The sequence below is a fragment of the Massilia sp. BSC265 genome, assembly GCF_000740675.1.
Lineage (GTDB): Bacteria > Pseudomonadota > Gammaproteobacteria > Burkholderiales > Burkholderiaceae_D > Telluria.
The window spans coordinates 26,698-50,145 of sequence record NZ_JPXI01000024.1 but is presented as its reverse complement, the minus strand read 5'-3'; the positions used below and the strand labels follow the sequence as shown (position 1 = coordinate 50,145).

General features: G+C 66.3%; 18 protein-coding genes. 13 read left to right on the top strand and 5 right to left on the bottom strand.

The window, feature by feature from the left end:
- Positions 1 to 219 precede the first annotated feature (219 nt).
- Positions 220 to 5,127, top strand: coding sequence for a HAMP domain-containing protein (locus MA09_RS04820; RefSeq protein WP_036245864.1), 4,908 nt, complete (start codon positions 220 to 222; stop codon positions 5,125 to 5,127).
- 11 nt (positions 5,128 to 5,138) lie between these two features.
- Positions 5,139 to 5,999: a CheR family methyltransferase gene (locus tag MA09_RS04815; protein WP_036246158.1), complete on the top strand. Its 861-nt coding sequence runs from the start codon at positions 5,139 to 5,141 to the stop codon at positions 5,997 to 5,999.
- Between the two features lie 103 nt (positions 6,000 to 6,102).
- Here the strand turns inward: MA09_RS04815 and MA09_RS04810 are convergent, their stop codons facing one another.
- Both MA09_RS04810 and glpD read right to left on the bottom strand, forming a co-directional pair.
- A complete protein-coding gene (locus tag MA09_RS04810) occupies positions 6,103 to 6,717 on the bottom strand; it encodes a glutathione S-transferase family protein (RefSeq protein WP_036245862.1) in 615 nt (204 codons plus the stop codon).
- A 78-nt stretch (positions 6,718 to 6,795) separates the two neighbouring features.
- Positions 6,796 to 8,364: a glycerol-3-phosphate dehydrogenase gene (gene glpD / locus MA09_RS04805; RefSeq protein WP_036245861.1), complete on the bottom strand. Its 1,569-nt coding sequence runs from the start codon at positions 8,362 to 8,364 to the stop codon at positions 6,796 to 6,798.
- Between the two features lie 121 nt (positions 8,365 to 8,485).
- Between glpD and MA09_RS04800 the strand changes: the two genes are divergently transcribed.
- Complete coding sequence (locus MA09_RS04800; protein ID WP_036245859.1) at positions 8,486 to 9,130, top strand: phosphohydrolase; 645 nt, start codon at positions 8,486 to 8,488, stop codon at positions 9,128 to 9,130.
- 307 nt (positions 9,131 to 9,437) lie between these two features.
- On the opposite strand, the gene MA09_RS04795 is transcribed toward MA09_RS04800, so the two are convergent.
- Both MA09_RS04795 and MA09_RS04790 read right to left on the bottom strand, forming a co-directional pair.
- Positions 9,438 to 11,519, bottom strand: coding sequence for an ATP-dependent helicase (locus MA09_RS04795; protein ID WP_036245858.1), 2,082 nt, complete (start codon positions 11,517 to 11,519; stop codon positions 9,438 to 9,440).
- A gap of 442 nt (positions 11,520 to 11,961) precedes the next feature.
- On the bottom strand, positions 11,962 to 12,195 hold the full coding sequence (locus tag MA09_RS04790; protein WP_036245856.1) for a hypothetical protein: 234 nt from the start codon (positions 12,193 to 12,195) through the stop codon (positions 11,962 to 11,964).
- 199 nt (positions 12,196 to 12,394) lie between these two features.
- Here MA09_RS04790 and MA09_RS25005 point away from each other — a divergent pair, with 199 nt between their 5' ends.
- The 8 genes from MA09_RS25005 (at position 12,395) to MA09_RS04755 (ending at position 18,396) form a co-directional block, all read left to right on the top strand.
- Positions 12,395 to 12,571: a hypothetical protein gene (locus MA09_RS25005; protein WP_200883029.1), complete on the top strand. Its 177-nt coding sequence runs from the start codon at positions 12,395 to 12,397 to the stop codon at positions 12,569 to 12,571.
- Positions 12,572 to 12,622: 51 nt separating this feature from the next.
- Entirely contained in the window at positions 12,623 to 13,207 is a 585-nt protein-coding gene (locus MA09_RS04785; RefSeq protein ID WP_036245855.1) for a chromate transporter, read from the top strand.
- Positions 13,207 to 13,782, top strand: coding sequence for a chromate transporter (locus MA09_RS04780; RefSeq protein WP_036245853.1), 576 nt, complete (start codon positions 13,207 to 13,209; stop codon positions 13,780 to 13,782). The genes MA09_RS04785 and MA09_RS04780 overlap by 1 nt, the downstream gene beginning before the upstream one ends.
- Before the next feature lie 62 nt (positions 13,783 to 13,844).
- A complete protein-coding gene (gene fghA / locus MA09_RS04775; RefSeq protein WP_036245851.1) occupies positions 13,845 to 14,717 on the top strand; it encodes an S-formylglutathione hydrolase in 873 nt (290 codons plus the stop codon).
- A 135-nt stretch (positions 14,718 to 14,852) separates the two neighbouring features.
- Positions 14,853 to 15,323, top strand: a complete 471-nt coding sequence (locus MA09_RS04770) for an Hsp20/alpha crystallin family protein (RefSeq protein WP_081897437.1) — start codon at positions 14,853 to 14,855, stop codon at positions 15,321 to 15,323.
- Between the two features lie 145 nt (positions 15,324 to 15,468).
- Positions 15,469 to 16,179 carry a phosphoribosyltransferase gene (locus MA09_RS04765; RefSeq protein ID WP_200883033.1) on the top strand — a complete coding sequence of 237 codons (711 nt, stop codon included), beginning with the start codon at positions 15,469 to 15,471 and terminating at the stop codon, positions 16,177 to 16,179.
- Positions 16,176 to 17,030, top strand: a complete 855-nt coding sequence (locus tag MA09_RS04760; RefSeq protein WP_152594566.1) for a hypothetical protein — start codon at positions 16,176 to 16,178, stop codon at positions 17,028 to 17,030. Before MA09_RS04765 ends, MA09_RS04760 begins: the two co-directional genes overlap by 4 nt.
- A 16-nt stretch (positions 17,031 to 17,046) precedes the next feature.
- Positions 17,047 to 18,396, top strand: a complete 1,350-nt coding sequence (locus MA09_RS04755) for an erythromycin esterase family protein (RefSeq protein ID WP_200883028.1) — start codon at positions 17,047 to 17,049, stop codon at positions 18,394 to 18,396.
- Positions 18,397 to 18,566: 170 nt separating this feature from the next.
- On the opposite strand, the gene MA09_RS04750 is transcribed toward MA09_RS04755, so the two are convergent.
- Positions 18,567 to 20,480 (bottom strand): diguanylate cyclase domain-containing protein, encoded by a 1,914-nt coding sequence (locus MA09_RS04750; protein WP_229440561.1) that lies wholly within the window; start codon positions 20,478 to 20,480, stop codon positions 18,567 to 18,569.
- A gap of 232 nt (positions 20,481 to 20,712) precedes the next feature.
- Here MA09_RS04750 and MA09_RS04745 point away from each other — a divergent pair, with 232 nt between their 5' ends.
- Positions 20,713 to 21,192 (top strand): (2Fe-2S)-binding protein, encoded by a 480-nt coding sequence (locus MA09_RS04745; protein ID WP_036245841.1) that lies wholly within the window; start codon positions 20,713 to 20,715, stop codon positions 21,190 to 21,192.
- A gap of 2 nt (positions 21,193 to 21,194) precedes the next feature.
- Entirely contained in the window at positions 21,195 to 23,438 is a 2,244-nt protein-coding gene (locus MA09_RS04740; protein WP_152594565.1) for a molybdopterin cofactor-binding domain-containing protein, read from the top strand.
- Positions 23,439 to 23,448: the final 10 nt, after the last annotated feature.

Sequence of the window (23,448 nt, the reverse complement as noted above, 5' to 3'; positions counted from 1 at the left end):
ATTGTGCGCTGCAATTAATTGATTTGCGTTATCCTCCGCCGAATGCCCACTCCAAGTTTTCTTAATTGCAATATTTCTTGGAGCTCGCCACTGATTCCACATTACGATGCTTGACTTGAATCTATACAAGAGTATCTTCTCAGCAGTTAACACTTCACAGTCGCCGGTCTCGCCGGCGCGGCACTCTTACACCACCCACGCGAAACAAGGATTGAGTCGATGAACAACATGACCGACATGGGCGAACAGTTGGACGTCAAACTATTGCTGACCACCCTGATGGCGCTGAAAAAAGGCGACTTCTCGGTCCGCATGCCCTCGGACTGGACGGGCGTTTCCGGCAAGATCGCCGACACCCTCAATGACATCATCGAGACCAAGCAGAAGATGGTGGAAACGGTTACCGACGTGTCGCGCGTGGTCGGCCGCGAAGGCCACCTGACGCAGCGTGCGGACCTGCCGGGCGTGGTAGGCGGCTGGGCCACCATCATCAGTTCGGTCAACACCCTGATCGACGACCTGGTGCGCCCGACCACCGAGATGGCGCGCGTCATCGGCGCGGTGGCGAAAGGCGACCTGTCGCAGACCATGGCGCTGGAGGTGGACGGCCATCCGCTCAAGGGCCAGTACCTGCGCGCGGCGATGACCGCGAACACCATGGTGGAACAGCTCTCTTCCTTCTCGTCCGAGGTGACGCGCGTGGCGCGTGAGGTGGGTACCGAAGGCAAGCTCGGCGGCCAGGCGCAGGTGAAAGGCGTGGCGGGCACCTGGAAGGACCTGACCGATTCGGTGAACTCGATGGCGGGTAACCTGACCTCGCAGGTGCGTAACATCGCGGAGGTGACCACCGCGGTCGCGAACGGCGACTTGTCCAAGAAGATTACCGTGGACGTGCGCGGCGAGATCCTGCAGCTGAAGGACACCATCAACGTCATGGTGGACCAGCTGCGCTCCTTCGCATCCGAGGTGACCCGCGTGGCGCGTGAGGTGGGTACCGAAGGCAAGCTCGGCGGCCAGGCCTACGTGCCGGGGGTCGCGGGCACCTGGAAGGACTTGACCGACAACGTGAACTTCATGGCCTCGAACCTGACGGGCCAGGTGCGTAACATCGCGGCGGTGACGACCGCGGTGGCGAACGGCGACCTGTCCAAGAAGATTACCGTGGACGTGAAGGGCGAGATTCTCGAGCTGAAGAACACCATCAACGTCATGGTGGACCAGCTGTCCTCGTTCGCATCCGAGGTGACCCGCGTCGCCCGTGAAGTGGGTACCGAGGGCAAGCTGGGCGGCCAGGCGGTCGTGAAGGGCGTCGCGGGTACCTGGAAGGACCTGACCGACTCGGTGAACTCGATGGCGGGTAACCTGACCGGCCAGGTGCGTAATATCGCGGACGTGACCACCGCGGTGGCGAACGGCGACTTGTCCAAGAAGATTACCGTGGACGTGAAGGGCGAGATTCTCGAGCTGAAGAACACCATCAACGTCATGGTCGACCAGCTGAACTCCTTCGCATCCGAGGTGACCCGCGTGGCGCGGGAAGTGGGTACCGAAGGCCGCCTGGGCGGCCAGGCGAACGTGCCGGGCGTTGCGGGCACGTGGAAGGACTTGACCGACGGCGTGAACTCGATGGCGGGTAACCTCACCGGCCAGGTGCGTAACATCGCGGAAGTGACCACCGCGGTCGCGAACGGCGACCTGTCCAAGAAGATTACCGTGGACGTGAAGGGCGAGATTCTCGAGCTGAAGAACACCATCAACGTCATGGTGGACCAGCTGTCCTCGTTCGCATCCGAGGTGACCCGCGTGGCGCGTGAGGTGGGTACCGAAGGCAAGCTCGGCGGCCAGGCCTACGTGCCGGGCGTCGGCGGCACCTGGAAGGACTTGACCGACAACGTGAACTTCATGGCCTCGAACCTGACGGGCCAGGTGCGTAACATCGCGGCGGTGACGACCGCGGTGGCGCGTGGCGACCTGTCCAAGAAGATTACCGTGGACGTGAAGGGCGAGATTCTCGAGCTGAAGGACACCATCAACGTCATGGTGGACCAGTTGTCCTCGTTCGCATCCGAGGTGACCCGAGTCGCACGCGAAGTGGGTACCGAGGGCAAGCTGGGCGGCCAGGCGAACGTGTCGGGTGTCGCAGGTACCTGGAAGGACTTGACCGAGAACGTGAACCAGCTGGCGGCGAACCTGACCAACCAGATGCGCGCGATCGGTGAAGTGGCCACCGCGGTGACGCGAGGCGACCTGTCGCGCTCGATTCAGGTGGAAGCACGCGGCGAGATGTCCTACCTGAAGGACAACATCAACGAGATGATCCGTAACCTGAAGGAGACCACGCAAAAGAACGCGCAGCAGGACTGGCTGAAGACCAACCTGGCGCGCTTCACCCGCCTGCTGCAGGGCCAGCGCGACCTTCAGGCCGTGACCAAGCTGATCCTGTCCGAACTGGCGCCGCTGATCTCGGCCCACCACGGCGTGTTCTACATGATGGACTCGCAGGAGACCGACGCACGCCTGCGCCTGATCGCCTCCTACGGCTACCGTTCCAGCCGCAAGCTGCCGACTTCCTTCCTGCCGGGCGAAGGCCTGGTGGGCCAGTGCGCGCTGGAGAAGTCGCGTATCTGGCTGACCGACGTGCCGCGCGACTACATCGTGGTGTCCTCGGGCCTGGGTTCGGCTCCGCCGAACAACATCGTGGTGCTGCCGATCCTGTTCGAACAGCAGGTCAAGGCGGTCATCGAGATCGCCTCGCTGGACCGCTTCACCGAAACCCACCTGTCCTTCCTCGACCAGCTGATGGAATCGATCGGCGTGGTCCTGAACACCATCGAGGCGAACAGCCGTACCGAGTCGCTGCTGACCCAGTCGCAGTCGCTGGCGCAGGAACTGCAGCAGACCAACCAGGAGCTGGCGGAGAAAGCGCGCCTGCTGTCCGAGCAGAACATCGAGGTGGAACGCAAGAACCGCGAGGTGGAACAGGCGAAGCTGGCGCTGGAAGAAAAGGCGACCCAGCTGGCCCTGTCGTCCAAATATAAGTCCGAGTTCCTGGCAAATATGTCTCATGAGCTCCGCACTCCGCTGAACTCGCTCCTGATCCTGGCGCAGCAGCTGTCGGATAACCCCGAGGGCAACCTGTCGGCCCGCCAGGTCGAGTTCGCAAAGACCATCCACGGCTCGGGTTCCGACCTCTTGACCCTGATTAACGACATTCTCGACCTGTCGAAGATCGAATCCGGTACCGTCACGCTGGACGTGTCGGAATACCGCTTCTCGAACCTGCGCAACTACGTGGACCGCACCTTCCGCCACATGGCGGAAGCCAAGCACCTCGGCTTCCAGGTCGAGCTGGCGGACAACCTGCCGACCGCGGTGATGACCGACACCACGCGCCTGCAGCAGGTCCTGAAGAACCTGCTGTCGAACGCGTTCAAGTTCACCAGCCATGGCCATGTCGAGCTCACCATCAGCCTGGTGAACAGCGGCTGGACCCACGACCATCCGAACCTGGTGCATGCCGATGCGGTGCTGGCCTTCTCCGTGCGCGACACCGGTGTCGGCATCCCGTCCGACAAGCTGCAGCTGATCTTCGAGGCATTCCAGCAGGCCGACGGCTCCACCGCGCGTAAATATGGCGGTACCGGCCTGGGCCTGTCGATCTCGCGCGAACTGGCGCGCCTGCTGGGCGGCGAGATCCGCGTGGAATCGACCGTCAACGTCGGCTCGACCTTCACCCTGTACCTGCCGTACAACCGCGCCGGCTTCATCAACTACGAGCAGACGCGCCAGCCGCAGCCGGCGCGCCTGGCCCCGCCGCCGGCCGCTCCGGCGACCACCGTGTCCTACCAGCCGGTGGCGCAGGCCGCTGCCGAAGTGGCGGCCGCCGAACCGGTCGAAGCCGGCTCGCTGGTCGAGTACTCGTCGGTATTGGACGACCGCGGCCTGGTGACCCCGGGCGACCCGTCGGTGCTGATCGTGGAAGACGACGAGCGCTTCGCCAAGGTACTGCTCGACTTCGCCCGCGAGAAGAACTTCAAGGGCATCGTCACGCAGCGCGGCGACTCGGCCCTGTCGCTGGCGCGCGACTACCTGCCGTCGGCGATCCTGCTCGACATCGACCTGCCGGACATCGATGGGTTCACGGTGCTCGACCGCCTCAAGCGCGACCCGAACACCCGCCACATCCCGGTGCACGTGATGTCCTCGCTGCGCGAGCGCGAGCGCGCGCTGCGCCAGGGCGCGATCTCGTACATCAACAAGCCGGTGGGGCGCGAGGCGCTGCAGGAAGAGTTCAAGCGCATCCAGAAGTTCCTGATGGGCGGCAAGCGCTCCCTGCTGGTGGTGGAAGACGACATGGCCCAGCGCGAGTCGATCGTGGCCCTGATCGGCAACGCCGACATCCACATGGTGACGGTCGATACCGGCGCCGCCGCGATGGAAGCGCTGGAAAGCGCGCGCTTCGACTGCATGGTGCTGGACCTGACCCTGCCGGACATCTCGGGCTTCGACCTGCTCGACCGCATCGGCGCCAACGAGCGCCTGCGCGACCTGCCGGTGGTGATCTATACCGCCAAGGAACTGTCGCGCAAGGAGGTCACCAAGCTCAAGCGCTACGCCAAGACCATCGTCATGAAGGACGCCCGCTCGCCGGAACGCCTGCTGGACGAGACCGCCCTGTTCCTGCACCGCTCGCAGGCCAGCCTGCCGGAGCAGCAGCGCCGCATCCTGGAAGAGATCCACGCCGCCGACGGCGGCCTGGCCGGCCGCAAGGTGCTGATCGTCGACGACGACCTGCGTAACATCTTCGCGCTGTCCACGCTACTGGAGCGCCAGCAGATGCAGGTGCTGTTCGCCGAGAACGGCCGCGACGGCATCGAAGTGCTGGAGAAGGACCCGACCATCGAGATCGTCCTGATGGACATCATGATGCCGGAGATGGACGGCTACGACACGATGCGGGCGATCCGCCGCATCCCGAAGTTCCGTTCACTGCCGATCATCACCCTGACGGCGAAGGCGATGAAGGGTGACCGCGACAAGTGCATCGCCGCCGGCGCCTCGGATTACATCACCAAGCCGGTCGATGTGGCCCAGCTGCTGTCGATGATGCGGGTTTGGCTCCATTAATGGCTGCGGTGATGGGTGAACTGAGCGCCTGGCCCGGGTTTGCCGGACTCGCCAACCTTCAGGCGACAGAGGAACTCGAGCTCGAACTGCTGCTGGAAGCCGTCTACCAGCGCTTCGGTTTCGATTTCCGTGGCTACGCGCGGCCCAAGCTGCGCGAGAAGCTGTGCGCACTGCTGCGCACGCGACATCTGGCGACCATCTCCAGCCTGCAGGAGCGGGTGCTGCACGAGGCCGGCGTCGCCCAGGAGTTGATGCGGGTGCTTGCGGTGCCGCCGGCACCGCTGTTCGACCTGCCGGAGGACACGCGCCGCCTGCGCACCGCGCTCGGCGACAGCCTGCGCCCGACCGCCCTGCCCAAGGTCTGGCTGGCCGAACCGGCCGGCGTGGCCGAGGCCTGGACGCTGGCGATCCTGCTGGCCGAGGAAAAGCTGTACGGGCGCACCGAAGTATTCGCCACCGTCGGCAGCGACGAGCTGCTGTTCGAAGTGCGCAACGCCACGCTGCCGGTAGCACAGCTGACCGAGTCGCAGGCACAGTACGAGGCCAGCGGGGGCAATGGCCGCCTTAGCGACTACTTCGAGATCTCGAATGGTGAAGCGCGCCTGCTCCCGCGCCTGCGCGAACGCATCACCTGGGCGCAGTACAGCCTGGTGACGGATGCCTCGTTCAACGAGTTCCACGGCATCATCTGCCGCCGCGCCCTGCCCGACTTCGGCCCGCTGCTGCGCCAGCGCGTGCTGCGGCTGTTCCGCGACAGCCTGTCGCTGTTCGGGGTGCTGGGACTGGACCGCGAATTGGGGCCGGCAGATGCGGGCGTGATGGATTATCAGCCGCTGTTCGAGGACGGCGGGTGGTATAAACGCGTTCGCTGATTCTACGGCTGCTTGACCGCGTGGGCGGACCAGCCCCCCACCCTACGACACCACGATGACCGTAGGGTGGGCAGGTTTCCTGCCCACGCGGTTAACCGGCGCATCAGCTCTTGTACTCGGCCGCAATCCGGTCCCGCCATGCCTGCAGGTGCGGCATCCCCTCTTCCCCGGGCCGGAACCTCAGCAGACCGCGCGCGAACTCGATCGTGCAGAATGCCGTGATATCGGCAATCGTGAACCGCTCCCCCGCCACGTAAGGCTGCCTGGCCAGTTCCCCATCCAGCCAGCGCGCCGTCGCGCGCATCTTTTGCCCCTGCGCCGCGCCGAATTCCGGGAACTGCGGCTGCTCCAGCACCGCCAGCCCCGGATGCGTATGGCGCACGCACAGCGCCGTTTCCAGCATCAGGTGCAGCTCCATGCGCCGGTCGGCCATCTCGATGAAGGCGCGCTCGGTAGCATCGCGTCCCATCAGGTTCGGTTCCGGATACAGGCCTTCGAGGTAGGTGCAGATCGCACGCGTCTCGCTCAGCGCGCGGCCGTCGTCGAGCACCAGCACGGGCACCCGGGCCAGCGGATTCAGGGCGGTGAATTCGGCGCTGCGGTGGCCGCCGGCGTTCAGGTCGACGTCGACCAGTTCGATCCCGTCGATTCCTTTCGCCGCCATGAACATGGTGACGCGCCGCGGGTTCGGCGCACGGGGGCTGACATACAGGCGCATGGCTGTTTCCATCGTTGGGCAGGGATGCCCATGATAGCGCGAAGCTGGCGCAAAGCGGCCAGCGCCCGGCACACAGGATCAGGCCGGCTCCGTCAGCGCGACCTCGCCGGCCTGCGGGCGCTCAGCCGCCATCCAGGCATTGATCTGGTCCGCGCAGCCCGGCGGCAGGTGCAGGCCGAGCTTGGATCGCCGCCACAGCACATCCTCGGCGCATCCGGCCCACTCGTGCCGCATCAGGTAGCGCAACTCTGCACTGTAGAGGCCGGGCGCCACCTCTTCACCGAGGTCGTCGAGGCCGGCAGCGCCCGCCAGCAGTATCTCGACACGGGTACCGTAGGCACGCGCCCAGCGCAGCGCCAGGCCGGCAGGAAGCCAGGGGTGGCGGCGTTCGAGCGCCGCGACCCAGCGGTCGAACTCGAGTACGGCACGGCTGCTTGGTGCGCTGCCGAACAAGTCTCCGCCCGGCAGCACGGCCTGTGCCGTCCACCGCGGCCCGGTCCGGCCGAGCACGCCGGAAATCCAGTCCGCCGCTTCTTCGGCCAGCCTGCGGTAGGTGGTGATCTTGCCGCCGAAAACGGACAGCAGCGGCGCGCCGGCAGTATCGCGCCCGAGCAGGTAGTCGCGCGTGGCCGCGCTGGCGCTGGCGGCTTCGTCCTCGAGCAGCGGACGCACGCCCGAGTAGCTCCACACCACGTCCGCAGGTGCGATCTGGCGCCGGAAATAGCGGTTGGCCAATTCGCACAGGTAGGCGGTCTCGGCGCCGGCGATCGCTACCCCGTCCGGGTCACCCTGGAACGCGACGTCGGTGGTGCCGATGAGGGTGAACGCGCCCTCGTAGGGCATGGCGAAGACGATGCGGCCGTCCGGGTGCTGGAAAATGTAGGCGTACTTGTGGTCGAACAGGCGCGGCACCACGATGTGGCTGCCCTTCACCAGGCGCAGCCGGCGCTTGGGGGCGCTGCCCGTGGCGACCTGCGCTACCCGCGCCGCCCACGGCCCGGCGGCATTCACGAGGCAGCGCGCCCGCACCGGTATGCTGCGCCTGCGGTTGCGCTCGCCCTGCACCAGCGTCGCTATCCAGTAATGGGGATGGCGCTCGAAGGCCGCGCAGCGCGTATGGGTGAGCACGGTCGCACCGCGCTCGTGCGCGTCGAGCGCATTCAGCACCACCAGCCGGGCATCGTCGACCCAGCCGTCCGAATACACGAAGCCGCGCGCAAAGGCCGGCTTGAGCGGGCTGCCGGCGCGGTGGGCCGCGAGCTCGACCGCTTCCGAGCCGGGCAGGAAAGCGCGCGGCGCCAGGCGGTCATAGAGGAACAGGCCGGCGCGGATCAGCCAGGCCGGCCGCTGCGCGCTATCGTGCGGCATCACGAAACGCAGCGGATGCATGATGTGCGGCGCACTGCGCAGCAGGGTTTCGCGTTCAAGCAGCGCCTTGCGCACCAGGCCGAACTCGCGGTGCTCCAGATAGCGCAGGCCGCCGTGTATCAGCTTGCTCGAGGCGGACGAGGTATGGGACCCGAGGTCGTCCTTGTCGCACAGGACCACCCGGAGCCCGCGCCCGGCCGCATCGCGCGCAATGCCCGCGCCGTTGATGCCGCCGCCCACGACCAGCACGTCGCACTGCAGCTGCGTGTCATCGTTCATATCGCCTCCTGTCCGCGGGCCGGTCCCGCCTATCCGGTCCAGTGTAGGGACTCGGTCGTGGAGCATCTTTGCTTGTATCAATTATGCGGAGAATGCGCCTGCCCGTGTGTAGAATCGCCACATGCACAACTCATCCAGCGCCGAGGTGCGTGCCTGGGTCCGCATGCCCTCTGGAAAGCGCCTGGACCTGCTCAACCCGACTCCGTTCGATTGGGACGACGCCGACCTGGCGCTGGGGCTGGCGCGCACCTACCGCTGGGGCGGGCACTCGGCTTGGCCGCTGCCCCTGTCGGTGGCGCAGCACTCGCTCAGCGTCATGCTGCTGCGCCGCGCCATCGCGCCCAGGCCCACGCCCGTGCAGGAACTGCGCGAGCTGCTGCACGACGCCGAGGAAGGCCTGCTCGGCTTCGATGCCATCTCGGTGATCAAGCCCTTCCTGGGCGAAGGCTTCCGCGCCCTGACGAAGCGCCTGGAACAGATGGTCTTCCTGCGCTATGGTCTGCCGGCCTGGACCGAAAAGGAGCACCGGCTGCACAAGCAGGCCGACCGCCTCGCGGCGGCAAGCGAAGCGGTGCACGTGACCGGGTGGACGCCCGAAGAAGTACGACGCACGCTGAAGATCCGCGCAGAGGTGCTGGACCAGGATCCGCTGGTGCCCTACTTCGCTTGCACACCATGGGAACCGTGGCCGCCAGGCCTGGCTGCAGAACGCTTTCTCGCCGAATTAGATCGCTTGAAACAGGCGAGCGGCAATACGTGTGGATGACCTTGTCACCATCCACTGAAATAGCTTGAGAATTATCAAGCTTTGCCGGCTAAGCGTTTGATTTTAAAAGAAATTCCTCAATATCCACAAGAACTGTGGATAAAGATGTGGAAAAGCACTACTTGACAAGCTGAAAGACCAGCAATGATGCGGGTTTCAACAAATTGCCCGTTCCGCAGGCAAATTAAAAAACCCGTAAAATCAATGACTTGGCGATGCTTCGGTTTCGTACAGTGTGGGTATCTAGGGCTTATTCCTACAAAATCGTCTCACGGGGGATAAGTCCCGAACGTGTGCCGATCTTCGCTCATTTCCACGTGTTCCTGGCCCGCTCCCGCACCAGCATCCGCACGCTCGCCGGCACTGGCTTGCGCAGCTGTTGCGAGTCCGCGCTGAGCCAGGTGGTTTCTTCGAAATGCCCCAACATGACCGGGGTGATGAAGCGCGTCCGCGCTGCGTAGACGTGGCGGTCGCCCATCTGGCCCTGCTGCTTGACGAAGAAACGGTTCGGCAGCACCAGCTGCAGGTGTTCCCGGGCACGCGTCATCGCCACGTACAGCAGGCGCCGCTCTTCCTCGATGTCGTCGTTGTTCCCAGTGCTCATGTCGGACGGGATGCAGCCGTCCACCACGTTCAGTACCGTTACCGACTTCCACTCCTGCCCCTTGGCGGAATGGATGGTCGACAGGATCACGTAGTCCTCGTCGAGCAATGGCGCGCCGGCGCGGTCGCTGGTGGCTTCCGGCGGGTCGAGCGTGATCTCGGCCAGGAAGCTCTCGCGGGTCGCGTGCCCGCCCGCCAGCGCGGCCAGTTGCTCGACGTCGGCGGCGCGCACCTGGGCATCGTCGTACAGGCGCTCGAGAATCGGCAGATACCATTGCTTGACCAGCTCGATGTCGGCCGGCCAGCGTAGCCCGGGAGCGCGCAGGCGCCGGTACAGCGCGCTGAAGGCCGCCCAATTATCAAGGCTCTTGCCCGGCGCGGCGAAGGCTTCGACGGCCGCCACCGGGTCGGTGGCCTCGCCCACCGCATCCAGCAAGCGGGTGGCGGTCGCCGGACCGATGCCTGGGATCAGCTGGGCCACGCGGAAACCGGCCATCCGCCCGTTCGGGTTCTGGGCGAAGCGCAGGGTCGCCAGCACGTCCTTGATATGGGCCGCTTCCAGGAACTTCAGCCCGCCGAACTTCACGAAGGGAATATTTCGTCGCATCAGTTCCAGCGCCGCGCTGTGGCTGGCTGCGCGGAACAGCACCGCCTGCGACTTCAGCGGCATCCCCGCTTCGCGGTGTTCCAGGATGCGCTTGCAGGCCCAGCGCGCCTGTTCGGCTTCGTCCGGGATCAGCACCAGTTGCGGCTTGAGGCTGGACGCCTTGTCGGTCCATAGCGTCTTGGCATGGCGCTCGCGGGCGGCGGCGATGACAGCGTTGGAGGCATCCAGGATAGGCTGGGTCGAGCGGTAGTTGCGCTCCAGGGTGATGACTTCGGCCGGCTGCGAGAACTGCTTCGGGAAGTCGAGGATGTTGCGCACGGTCGCGCCACGGAAGGCGTAGATCGACTGGGCGTCGTCGCCGACCACCATCACGCCTTCGCCGGACGGTTTCATGCCCGTGATGACGGCCGCCTGCAGGCGGTTGGTATCCTGATACTCGTCCACCAGCACGTGGTCGAACAGGGCGCCGATCTCCGGGCCGAGCACCGGGTCGCACGCCATCTCGGACCAGAACAGCAGCAGGTCATCGTAGTCGAGGACGTTCTGCTCCTGCTTGGCATCGACGTAGGCGCCGAACAGGGTTTTGAGCTGTCCTTCCCATTCGCTGCACCAGGGGAAGGTGGACTGCAGCACGGTTTCCAGGGACTCGCGGCTGTTCACGACGCGCGAGTAGATCGATAGGCAGGTGCCCTTCAACGGGAAGCGCTTCTCCGTATTCGACAAGCCGATCTCGTGGCGCACCAATCCCATCAGGTCCTCGGAGTCGCCACGGTCGTGGATCGTGAAGGACTCGTCCAGGCCGATGCGGCCCGCGTACGCGCGCAGCAGGCGCGCGCCAATGGCGTGGAAGGTCCCGGCCCAGGGCAGCGTTACCTGAGCGGCAAGCGAGCCGCCCTTGCCGAGCAGGCGCTGCAGCACACCGCTGGCGCGCTGGCTCATCTCGCCGGCCGCACGCCGCGAAAAGGTCAGCAGCAGGATGCGCTGGGGATCGGCGCCGGACTGGATCAGGCGCGCAACGCGATGCGCCAGCGTATTGGTCTTGCCCGATCCGGCCCCGGCCACCACCAGCAGCGGCCGCACGCTCGCGGCGCCGATGTCGTGCTCGACCGCGGCGCGTTGCTCAGCATTCAGGCCGGCAAAGGGATCATCGGTGGCAGGCTGTTCAAGAATGGCAGACATGGGCGATACAGGGAATTGACGGCAGCAAATGTCACACTGTACATTTATCCAGTTGTGTTGCGCAAGCCTCAAGAATTCTGGAGTCAAGCCCGCGCACGATTGGGGGCCACGAATTTCCTGGCATCAGGTCAAGGATTACATGCATAGACAGTGCTAAGTAGTTAATATTTAAAAAGTTTTCCTGATATCCACAAAGTCTGTGAATAACTATGTGGAAAAGCGGGGGCTTGACACGCCGAATGCGGCCATCCGTGCGGTTTTCAACAATTTGCCTATTGGGAAGGCAATCGCGATAGCACCTGAAATCAAGGGCTTATGCTTGACCATCGTGCAACTGTGGCGTAACAGGCACGCCAAAGCACAAAATTTTTCTTGGGATAGTATTGTGTATAAGCCCCACCCGCCTGAACCGTGCCTGAACCGCGTAGAGCGCAGGCAGCTCTCAGGCAAGGGCCAGACCGGGGCTGCTGCGCCGCCTAGCCGGATCCGACAGGACGCGCGCGATGACCCGTGCATCGACGGCATGCGACTTGAGGTACTCGAGTGCGGACAGGGTGCCTGCAACGCTCATGAGCGCGATGCCGGCATCCACGATGTCGCGCTGGCGCCCGTCGCGCCGGGATTCGGCGCCGATGGCACCGTCTGCGTTGTTCAGGAAGGTGCTGGAAGGATTCATCGCGCGCCTGGCCTTTCCGGATAAAGGGTGTTGCGGCTGCACCGAAGTATGGGGCAAGCGCAAACAATGTCAATATGAGACACAAATCAAAGCCGGACTGCCTTTTTCGTGCTTAGGGCATTGCGCCTGTCCAGCGCTGCGCCGCCTCCTGTGGACGCCGCCTACAATGGCCGCGCAACCAACCACTGCGAGGACCCCCATGAGCACCCAACCCGACCCCGACCTGAATCCCGGCGACGAAGCAGAACCCGGCACGCCCGGCGCAGGCGAAGACGTGTGCGAAGCCTGTGCCGGCAGCGGCAAGCTATCCGATGGCCGGCCCTGTTCCAACTGCGGCGGCAGCGGCAAGGTGATGCGCGGTATCGGCGGCGGCTGATCGCCTGCCGGTGCGTGGACAGGGCGGCGCAGACCCGGCGATAATCCCGGGATGTGTGCTCCGCCTCCCGCTGCCGCCGACCCGGACCGCCCCCGGCCCACGTCGCTCACCGACCTGTTCGTTTCATTCACTGTCCTTGCCCTGCAAGGCTTCGGCGGCGTGCTGGCGGTCGTGCAGCACGAGCTCGTCGAGCGCAAGCGCTGGCTGACGCGGGAGGAATTCATCGAGGACTGGACGGTCGCCCAGATCATGCCCGGTCCGAACGTGCTCAACCTGTCGATCATGATCGGGGCGCGCTGGTTCGGACTGGCCGGGGCCTTGGCCGCCGTCGCGGGCCTGCTCGCGCTGCCACTGCTGCTTGTGCTGGTACTGGCGGCTTTCCACGCACAGTACGCGGACCGTCCCGCCGTGGCCGGCGCCCTGCGCGGCATGGCGGCGGTCTCCGCCGGACTGATCGCCGCCACCGGCCTGAGGCTTTCCGCCGCGCTGGCGAGGAACCCGGTTCCACGGTCCTGGTCGGCCGGAATCGTGGCGACGGCCTTCGTGCTGCTGGCCTGGCTGCGGGTGCCGCTGGTCTGGGTATTGCCGCCGCTGGGCGCGCTGGGCTGCCTGCTGGCCTGGCGCAGGCTGCGATAATGTCGGCGCCGCTCCTGTTGGGATGGGACGACTGGGCCAGCCTGTTCGTCCATTTCCTGATGCTGTCGCTGATGCAGTTCGGCGGCGCGATCTCCGTCAGCGCCGATATGCAGCGCTTCCTGGTCGAGGACAAGGGCTGGCTGGCGCAATCGCAGTTTGCCGACGCGATCGCGCTGGCGCAGGCAGCCCCTGGCCCGAACGTGCTGTTCGTTGCGCTGATGGGCTGGCACCTGGGGATGAATACCGGCAGTCCGGCTGCCGCCTTTGCCGGCGTGGCACTGACCATGGCCGGCATCCTGCTGCCCTCCTCCATCCTGAATTATCAGGTCGCGCAGTGGGGACACCGCAACCGCGAACTGCGGGCGGTTCGCGCCTTCCGCCTGGGCATGGCGCCGATCGTGATCGGCATGCTGCTGGCCACCAGCTGGCTGATTGCCGGTGCCGGCTCGCAGACAAGCAATTGGCCGCTCTGGTTGCTGGCGGCGGTGAGCTGCCTTGTCATCTGGCGTACCCGCCTGCACCTGCTGTGGATGCTCGGCGCCGGCGCTCTCCTTGGCGCGCTCGGATTCGTCTGACTGGCAGGCTCCGACGCCACAGGGCATACTTGCGGGATTGACCACTCATCCAGTATAAACCCATGTTAGAGCTCCTCAGCGAACACGCCTGCTTCGGCGGCGTCCAGCGCTTCTACCGCTTCGATTCGACGGCGACCGGCCTGCCCATGCGCTTTTCCGTCTACCTCCCGCCGGGCGTCGAAGGCAAGCGCTTGCCTCAGGATGGCCTGCCCCAGGAGCGCCTGCCGGTACTGTTCTACCTCGCGGGCCTGACCTGCACCGAAGAGACCTTCATGATCAAGGCCGGTGCCCAGCGCGTGGCAGCGCGGGAAGGCCTGGTCCTGGTCACGCCCGACACCAGCCCGCGCGGCGCCGGCGTGCCGGGCGAGACCGACAGCTGGGACTTCGGCGCGGGCGCCGGCTTCTATGTCGACGCCACCCAGGCGCCATGGTCGCAGCACTACCGCATGTACAGCCACATCCTGGAACTGCGCGAACTGGTGCTGGCCCAGTTGCCCGTCGACCCGGCGCGGGTCGGCATCTTCGGCCACTCGATGGGTGGGCACGGCGCGCTCATGATGGCGCTGCGTAATCCGCTTCTGTTCCGCTCGGTATCGGCCTTCGCGCCGATCGCCGCGCCGATGCGCTGCCCGTGGGGCCGGAAGGCCTTCGGCGGCTACCTGGGTCTTGATGAGGATGCCTGGCGCCAGTACGATGCGAGCGCGCTGATGGCCGCGATGGACACGGCGCCCTTCCCGGGCGGGATCCTGGTCGACCAGGGCCTGGCGGACAAATTCCTGGCCGAGCAGCTGTATCCGGAAGCCTTCGAGGAAGCCTGCGCGCGCGCGGGCCAGCCGCTGACGCTGCGCCGGCACGCGGGCTACGACCACGGTTACTACTTCATCTCCACCTTCGTCGAGGATCACCTGCGTTTCCACCGCAGGCTGCTGGGGTGAGGACCAGGTCGGGACAGCTGCTTCCGGCTCCCCAGATCGCGCTCCTCTCCTCTTGAAAATTGGCCGCTCCCATCCTATAAATAATGTGCCGGCGGCCGCCGGCACATTCCAGAACTTTCATCCATGGAGGCCATCATGAATCTCATCAGGAGGGGCAGCAGCCCGCTCCCGGCCTACCGTCCGGGTGCCGTCGATGACGGGTTCGGACGCATGGTCGAGAGCATGTTCCAGGACTTCTTCGCCCCGCTCGCACAGGGCGGGCAATGGGCGGGCGACGGTGCCGCCACGCCGCGCCTGGACGTCACCGAAACCGACAAAACCTACGAAATCCAGGCCGAACTGCCCGGCGTGAACAAGGAGGACGTCAAGGTCTCGGTCGACGGCCAACGCATCACCATCGAGGCGGAATGCCGCTCGGCAAACGAACGCCGCGACGGTGAAACCGTGGTGTATGCTGAACGCACCGCACGCAGGTTCATGCGCAGCTTCGCCCTGCCCACCGAGGTCGACGACGGTACGGCACAGGCGAAGCTGGAGAACGGCGTACTGCAGCTAAGCCTGCCCAAAAAGCAGGGCACTGAAGCACGCCGCCTGACCATCCAGTAATCGCCCGGCCACGCGCCAGGCGCTATCCATGGTCCGCCGACCGCGTTGCGGCGCCCTGCCGCGGCGCGGCGCGGCCGTTTTGCGTGTCGCCATCGCTGTTTTTCGCGTTGTTTTTCGCGCTGTTTTTCATGCTATGCGTTTCACCATGCCGGACACCGAAGGCTACAAGGACCGCACCCACGCCGGCAGGCAGCTGGCGCGCAGCCTGCGGCATCTCGCCGGCCAGGCCGACCCGATCGTGCTCGCCCTGCCGCGCGGCGGCGTGCCGGTGGCTTTCCAAGTGGCGCAGGCGCTCGGTGCCGAGCTCGATGTCTTGCTGGTGCGCAAGTTGGGCATGCCCTGCAACGAGGAATACGCGATGGGCGCGATCGGCAGCGGCGGCGTATGCGTGCTGCAACCGGGTGTGCCGGGCCTGATGGGCGTGACGCAGGAACAGGTAGACCGGGTGGCCGCGCGCGAACTGGCCGAGCTCGGGCGGCGCGACCGCCTCTACCGGGGCGGACGCCCGGCGCCCCGGCTCGAGGGGCGCTGCGTGATCCTGGTCGACGACGGCATCGCGACCGGGGCGAGCATGCTGGCTGCGGTCCAGGTCGTGCGCAAGCACCGGGTGGCGCTTCTGGTCGTGGCAGCCCCGGTGGGTGCGCCCGACACCCTGAAGCGGCTCGCGCGGGAAGCCGACGAAGTCGTCTGCCCCCTTGCCCCGCTCCGCTTTCACGCGGTCGGCCAGTTCTACCGGACGTTCGGGCAGACGGATGACGAAGAAGTACAGGACCTGCTGGCGCAGGCATGGGCGACACCCGCCATGCCGATTGCCAACCAGCAGGGCAACCAGGACAACAGAAAGGAGCGGACATGAAACCAATTCCAACCGAAACGGCAACCGATGTGGGCAGCGTAGGTAAATGGCTGGGTGCGGCAGCGGCCGGCGCGTTGTTGATGTACCTGCTGGATCCCGAACGCGGCTCCGCGCGCCGTTCGCGCGCACTGTCCGCGATGCGCGCTGCCGGGGCCCGCACCGGGGCCACGGTCGACCATGCCCTGCACAGCGCCGGCGACCGGCTGGTCGGGCTGAAGGACAGCGCCACCAGCGCTCTGTCGCGCGGCGCCGACCGCCTGCAGGCGCAGGCGGCGCCGATGCTCGAGCGCGCCCACCACGGCGCCCAGGAGGCGACCCAGCGCCTCGAGGACAGTGCCGAACGCCTCCGCGATCGCGCCAGGGCAAGTGCAGACGGCAGCAGCGTGGGCAGCCATGAGGCCGACACCGGCCGTACGCTGGCCCGCTACGACGACTACGAGCCGGGCAGGTACGAGCCTGGCCACCAGTATGGCGACGAGAGCCGTGGGCGCGGTGGCCTGTCGAGGTGGCTGCGCGGCTCCCGCAGCAGCACGCGCAGTGACAACTCCGCATATAACCGCCAGGACTATGGCAGCCCGGACTACCGCAGCAATGACTACCGGGAGGCTGCCCATCCGGCCCTGGTAGGCGGCGGCGTGCTGGGCCTGCTCAGCCTGATGCGTCGTTCCCCGGGTGGCCTGCTGATCGGACTGGCCGGCCTGGCCCTCCTGTGGCAGAACACCCGGGACAAGACCTACCGCGTCAGCGACAACACGCCGGCCAAGCTGCCGCGCATGAAGAAGCACGACGAGCACGCCCAGGGCGCGATGATTCCGCCGGCCGAGCAGTCCGGCAGCCGCTACCTGCACTGACCGGGGCTTTCTGTCCATGGCGACCGTCACCGACTACGAGACCGCTGCGCTGCGTGCGGCGGCAAGGCCGCTCACCGGCGGCGCCTCCGACTACGACCCGCTTCTCGATCTCGTCGGTGATGCGCGCTTCGTGCTGCTCGGCGAAGCCACCCACGGCACCGCCGAGTTCTACGACGAACGCGCGCGCATCACACGACGCCTGATCGAGGAAAAGGGCTTCACGGCGGTGGCGGTCGAAGCCGACTGGCCCGACGCCTGGCGCGTCAACCGCTACGTGCGCGGCGAAGGCGCCGATCCCGACGGGAACGCCGCCCTGTCCGGCTTCGAGCGCTTCCCTGCCTGGATGTGGCGGAACACCTCGGTGCTGAACTTCGTCGAGTGGCTGCGCAAGCGCAACGACGCGGCGGGCGCAAGCGGCAACGCCGCCAAGGCGGGCTTTTACGGGCTGGACCTGTACAGCCTGTTCACCTCGATCCAGGAAGTATTGCGCTACCTGGAGGAGGTCGACCCGGTCGCCGCCGAGGAAACCCGGCGACGGTATGCCTGCTTCGACCACTACGACCAGGACAGCCAGCACTACGGCTATGCCGCCAGCGTCGGCTTGTCCGAATCGTGCCAGAAAGGGGTGCACGCGGCGCTGCACGACCTGCAGCAGCGTGCCTTCGACTACATGCAGGCCGACGGCGCCTGCGCCGAAGATGCGTTCTTCTATGCGCAGCAGAACGCGCGCCTGGTCAAGAACGCCGAGGAATACTACCGCACCATGTTCCGCGGCCGGATTTCGTCCTGGAACCTGCGCGACAGCCACATGGCCGAAACCCTGGACGCCCTTGCGCGCCACCTGTCGCGCCCTGGTGCTCCGGCCAAGATCGTCGTGTGGGAACACAACTCGCATATCGGCGATGCCCGCGCCACCGAGATCGGCCGCCAGGGCGAATGGAACGTCGGCGAGCTGGCACGCAAGGCCTACGGCCAGGATGCCTGCCTGATCGGGTTCAGCACCTATCACGGCCGGGTGACGGCGGCCTCCGAATGGGACGGCCCTGCCGAGCACAAGCACGTCCGGCCCGGCATGCCGGGCAGCTACGAGCACTTGCTGCACAGCGTCGGCATCGAACGCTTCTTCCTGCCGCTGCGCGACCCGGGCCCGGCCCGCGACGTGCTGATGGAGGAGCGCCTGGAACGCGCCATCGGCGTGCTCTACCTGCCGCGGACCGAACGCCAGAGCCATTACTTCATGGCCCAGCTGCCGCAGCAGTTCGACGCGGTGATCCACATCGACCGCACCAGCGCGGTGACGCCGCTGGACGCGACCAGCGGCTGGCATTCGGACGAGCCGCCGGAAACGTATCCGCAGGGGCTGTAGCTCGCAGGGTCCGTAGCTAGGAGGGTCCGTAGCTTTAAGGTGCTGTTCTACGTAGGGTGGCCGGCTTGTCCGGCCGCGCGTTCAGCTCCGATAGCAGCTGCCACGTCGCGTGCGTGAATTGAACGCGCGGTCGGGAAAACAGTCCACTGGACTGTTTCCCCCCGACCACCCTACCCTTCGAAGAAGGCGTAGCCGTTCCGCCCCTTTCCCTTTGCCGCATAGAGCGCACTGTCCGCTGCCGCCAACAACTGCTCCTGCGGCTGGCGCGGCTGCGACAGCGCCGCGCCGACGCTGGTCGATACCTGTACCAGGCCGGCGCTGGTGCGGAACGGCACCCGCATGCTCTCCACGATCTTCGCCGCGATGCGCTCGGCCTCGAGGCGCGTGCCGATCTCCTCGAAGATCACCACGAACTCGTCGCCCGACAGGCGCGCCGGCGTGTCGGTGGCGCGCACCCCCGCGGCGAGGCGGCGCGCGAATTCCGTCAGTACTTCGTCGCCGATGCCGTGTCCGAAGGTGTCGTTGATCTTCTTGAAGTGATCGATGTCGAGGTAGGCCAGCGCGAGCGGCTTGCCGCTGCGGCGCGCACGGTCCAGCGCATGATGCAGGGTCTCGCCGAACATGCGACGGTTGGCGATGCCGGTCAGGGTGTCGACCCGCGCCAGTTGCAGCAGCTGCTCCTCGACTTCCTTCACGTGGGTCATGTCGTGCACCAGCGCATACACGCCCGCCACGCTGCCCTCCGGCTGCTGGTCGGGGATGTAGGTGGCCTGCAGGATGCGCGGCTCGCCACGTACCGGAATGCGCACCTCATGCGTCACCGCCTGCCCGCTGAAAGCCTGTTCCAGGTGCGGGGAAATGTCCGCCTCGGTTCCGGTCCCCAGCAGCTTGGCGACCGGCATTCCCACCAGCTGCTCGGGCGTGATGCCGAACCATTTTTCGTAGGTGGCGTTCCCGAAGCGGAAGCGGTGCTCGCGATCGATATAGGAAATCAGGACGGGCAGGTTGTCCGTGATCATGCGCAGGCGCCGCTCGCTGGCAGCCCGGTGGTTCTCGGCCAGCTCGCGCTCGGCCACCAGCGCATGGAAGGCCCGCCCCAGTTCGCCGATTTCATCCTTGCGCCCGTCGCGCAGCACCTCGATGCCGGCGCCGTTCTCGCGGATCGCGACGACGTTGTCGCGCAGGTCCTGGAGCGGCGACAGCAAGCGGTACACCAGCACCCAGGCCAGCAGGCCGGCTGCCAGCGCCAGCCCGCCGGCGCTGAAGAAGGCGTTGCGGCGCATCCGGTCCATTGGCGCAAACGCTTCGGCGCTCGGGTAGCGCGCCGCCAGGATCCACCCGGTGGTGCGCAGGCGCTTGTAGGCATAGATCGAATCGGTGCCGTCCTTGCTGCGCGATTCCAGCCAGCCTTCGAAGCCGGCCAGGGCGCGGTCGGTGCCCCGGTTGACGCCCGGGGTACTGCCGACATGCTGGAACAGGCGCGTTTCGTCGGGATGGTCGATGATCACGCCATCGGCGGTCATCAGGAACAGGTAGCCGGTCCTGCCCGGCTTGAGGGTGCTGAGCTGGTGCAGAAAGCCGGACCGGCGCAGATCGACGCTGCCGGTCAGTACCACGGATACCCGCCCCGCCTGGTCCAGCACGGGCGCACTGAAGACCACGATGTGGCTGCCGGTGAGCCGGCTGCGGATCGGCCGTGAGATCACGCCCTTGCGCGTCTCGACTGCCCGCTCGAAGTAATCGGTTCCGCGGACATTGAGCGTGGTCGGTCCGGGCAGTGCCTGCAACGACAGGCGCATCTCGCCCTCGGCATCGAAGACGACCAGGTTCAGGTTCTCGGCGGGACTCCACAGGCGCGCCCGGTCGGCAAGAAACGCGCGCAGCGCCGCCCAGTCGGTGCGTAGCGGCGGCGGGATGGCGGCGGCAAGCGCTTCCACCTGCCCCAGCCGCTCGGCCAGGCGGTCATCCATGAAGGAGGCTGCCCCCGACAGCAGCGTGTATTGCTGGTCGCCGATCACGCTCTTCGTGCCGCGCTCGGCGACCGACAGGGTAGACAGGGTCACCAGGAGGGTTGCAGCGAACACGAGTACTGCGGCCACCGAAGCGAGCCGCAACTTGAGGTTCGCCGGTGCCAGACGTAGACCTTGATGGGTCATGACATGACAGGAAACGGATCAGCAGGATGACAAAGTATTACATACTCCTTGTATCCATACCGTCTCGTTGGAGAAAGACCCCGTCAATATTGTTGAGACCGGTCGATTCGATTAGCATGTTGCATTCCTCCTATTTCTCCCGCTAAGGACGAGGCACCGCATGAGTAAATACACGCTGCACATCAACGGCAAGGCACAGGCCGTGGACGTCGAACCCGACACGCCGTTGCTGTGGGCCCTGCGCGACAGCCTCGGCCTCGTCGGCACCAAGTATGGCTGCGGCCTCGGCCAGTGCGGCGCCTGCACCGTGCACATCGACGGCGTTCCCGCGCGCGCCTGCCTGACGCCGGTCTCCAGCATGGGCAAGCAGAAGATTACCACCATCGAAGGCCTCGATCCGAAGGCGCAGCATCCGCTGCAGCAGGCCTGGCAGGAACTCGACGTGCCGCAGTGCGGCTACTGCCAGTCGGGCCAGATCATGAGCGCCTGCCACCTGTTGAAGCAGCACCCCAAGCCGACCGACGCCCAGATCGATGAAGCGATGGCGGGCAACCTGTGCCGCTGCGCCACCTACACCCGCATCCGCGCCGGCATCCATCGCGCCGCCGAGATTGCTTCAACTGGAAAGGGCAAGAAATGAGTATGCCGACGACCGCACCGTCCTCCCCTTCCCGCCGCAGCTTCCTGCGCACCACGGCCATCGGCGGCGCCTTCATGCTCGGCATCTCGGCCGAAGGAGCGCTGGCAGCGACCGCCAACGCGGCCACTGCGCCGGCAGCGGACTTCACACCGAACGCCTTCATCCGCATCGGCCGCGACGGCCGCGTGACGCTCATTTCGAAGCAGCCCGAGATCGGCCAGGGCATCAAGACCTCGCTGCCGATGGTGATTGCCGAACAACTCGAAGTGGACTGGAAAGACGTACGCATCGTCCAGGGCGACCTCGACCCGGCACTCTACGGACCGCAGGGTGCCGGCGGCTCGACCTCGACCCCGAACAACTACGAAAACTTCCACCGCCTCGGCGCGGCGGCGCGCATGATGCTGGTGCAGGCTGCGGCCGACACCTGGCGCGTGCCGGTCTCCGAATGCGCAGCGAGCAATGGCGCCGTCGTCCACGGCCCCAGCAAGCGCCGCCTCGGCTATGGCGCCCTGGTGGCGGCCGCGTCGACACTGCCGGTTCCGGACGCGCAGAGCGTGGTACTGAAAGACCCGTCCACCTACAAGCTGCTGGGCACCCGGATCGGCGGCGTGGACAACGCGGCCATCGTCGCCGGCCTCCCGCTGTTCGGCATCGACGTGCGCCTGCCCGGCATGCTCTACGCCGTGTACGCCAAGTGCCCGGTCTTCGGCGGCAAGCCGGTGAGCGCCAACCTGGACGCGATCAAGGCCATGCCGGGCGTGAAGGACGCCTTCATCGTCGAAGGTACCAGCAACCTGAACGGCCTGCGTCCGGGCGTGGCGATCGTTGCCACCTCGACCTGGGCCGCCATGCGCGCCCGCCGCGAGCTGCAGGTGGTGTGGGACGAAGGCGAAGGCGCGCACCACAGCTGGGCCGATTTCACGGCCCAGGCCCAGGCCGCGTCGAAGAAGCCAGGGGCGGCCACGGTGCGCAAGGACGGCGACGTCCCAAGCGCGCTCGGCAAGGCCGCCAAGGTCGTGGAAGCGGCCTACAGCTACCCCTTCATCTCGCACGCGAGCATGGAGCCGCAGAACTGCACCGCCTGGTTCAAGGACGACGGCGCACTGGAACTGTGGGCGCCGACCCAGAACCCGGGCTCGGGCCAGGCCCTGGTGACCACCACCTTCGGCATCCCGAAAGAGAAGATCACGCTGCACATCATCCGCAGCGGCGGCGGCTTCGGCCGCCGCCTGAGCTCGGACTTCATCGTCGAGGCGACCGCCATCGCGAAGCGGGTCGCCGCGCCGGTCAAGCTGACCTGGACCCGCGAGGACGACCTGCAGCACGACCACTTCCGCCCGGGCGGTTTCCACTTCCTGCGCGGCGGCGTCGACGCCGCCGGCCGTGCGCTCGCCTGGCACAACCACTTCGTGACCTTCGCCAACCGCGTCGAGCGCGACGGCAAGCGCGTGCTCCAGCCGGGCAGCGGCGGGAACCTGGCGGCCGACGAATTCCCGGGCCGCTGGCTGGAGAACTGCCTGTTCGAGCAGACCATGCTCGAAACCCGCGTGCCGATGGGTCCATGGCGGGCGCCGGGCAGCTGCGTGTTCTCCTGGGTGCTGCACAGCTTCATCGACGAACTGGCGCACGCCGGCGGGCGCGATCCGCTCGAGTTCCGCCTGGAACTGCTGGGCAACAAGGACCTGATGCCGTCCAGCTCCGAACGCGGCCAGCCCTACGACGTCAAGCGCATGCGCAAGGTGCTGGTCGAAGTGGCGCAGCGCGCCGGCTGGGGCAAGAAGACCTTCCCGCGCGGCCAGGGCCAGGGCATCGCCTTCCACTTCAGCCACCGCGGCTACGTGGCCCAGGTGGCCGAAGTGACGGTATCGCGCGAAGGCAAGCTGAAGGTGGACCGGGTAGTGGTGGCGGCCGACGTCGGTTCGCAGATCGTCAACCTGTCGGGCGCGGAGAACCAGGTGGAAGGCTCGGTCATCGACGGCCTGTCGACGATGATGTTCCCGGAGCTGAATATCGAGAAGGGCCGCATCGTGCAGAGCAACTTCCACGATTACCAGCTACTGCGCATGCCGGACACGCCGACCAGGATCGAGACGCACTTCATCAAGACCGACAACCCGGTGATCGGCCTGGGCGAACCTGCCCTGCCGCCGCTGGCGCCGGCCGTGTGCAATGCGATTTTCGCGGCGACGGGCAAGCGGGTGCGTCAGCTGCCGCTGAGCAAGACGGACCTCAGCTGGAGCTGAGCCTGATAAG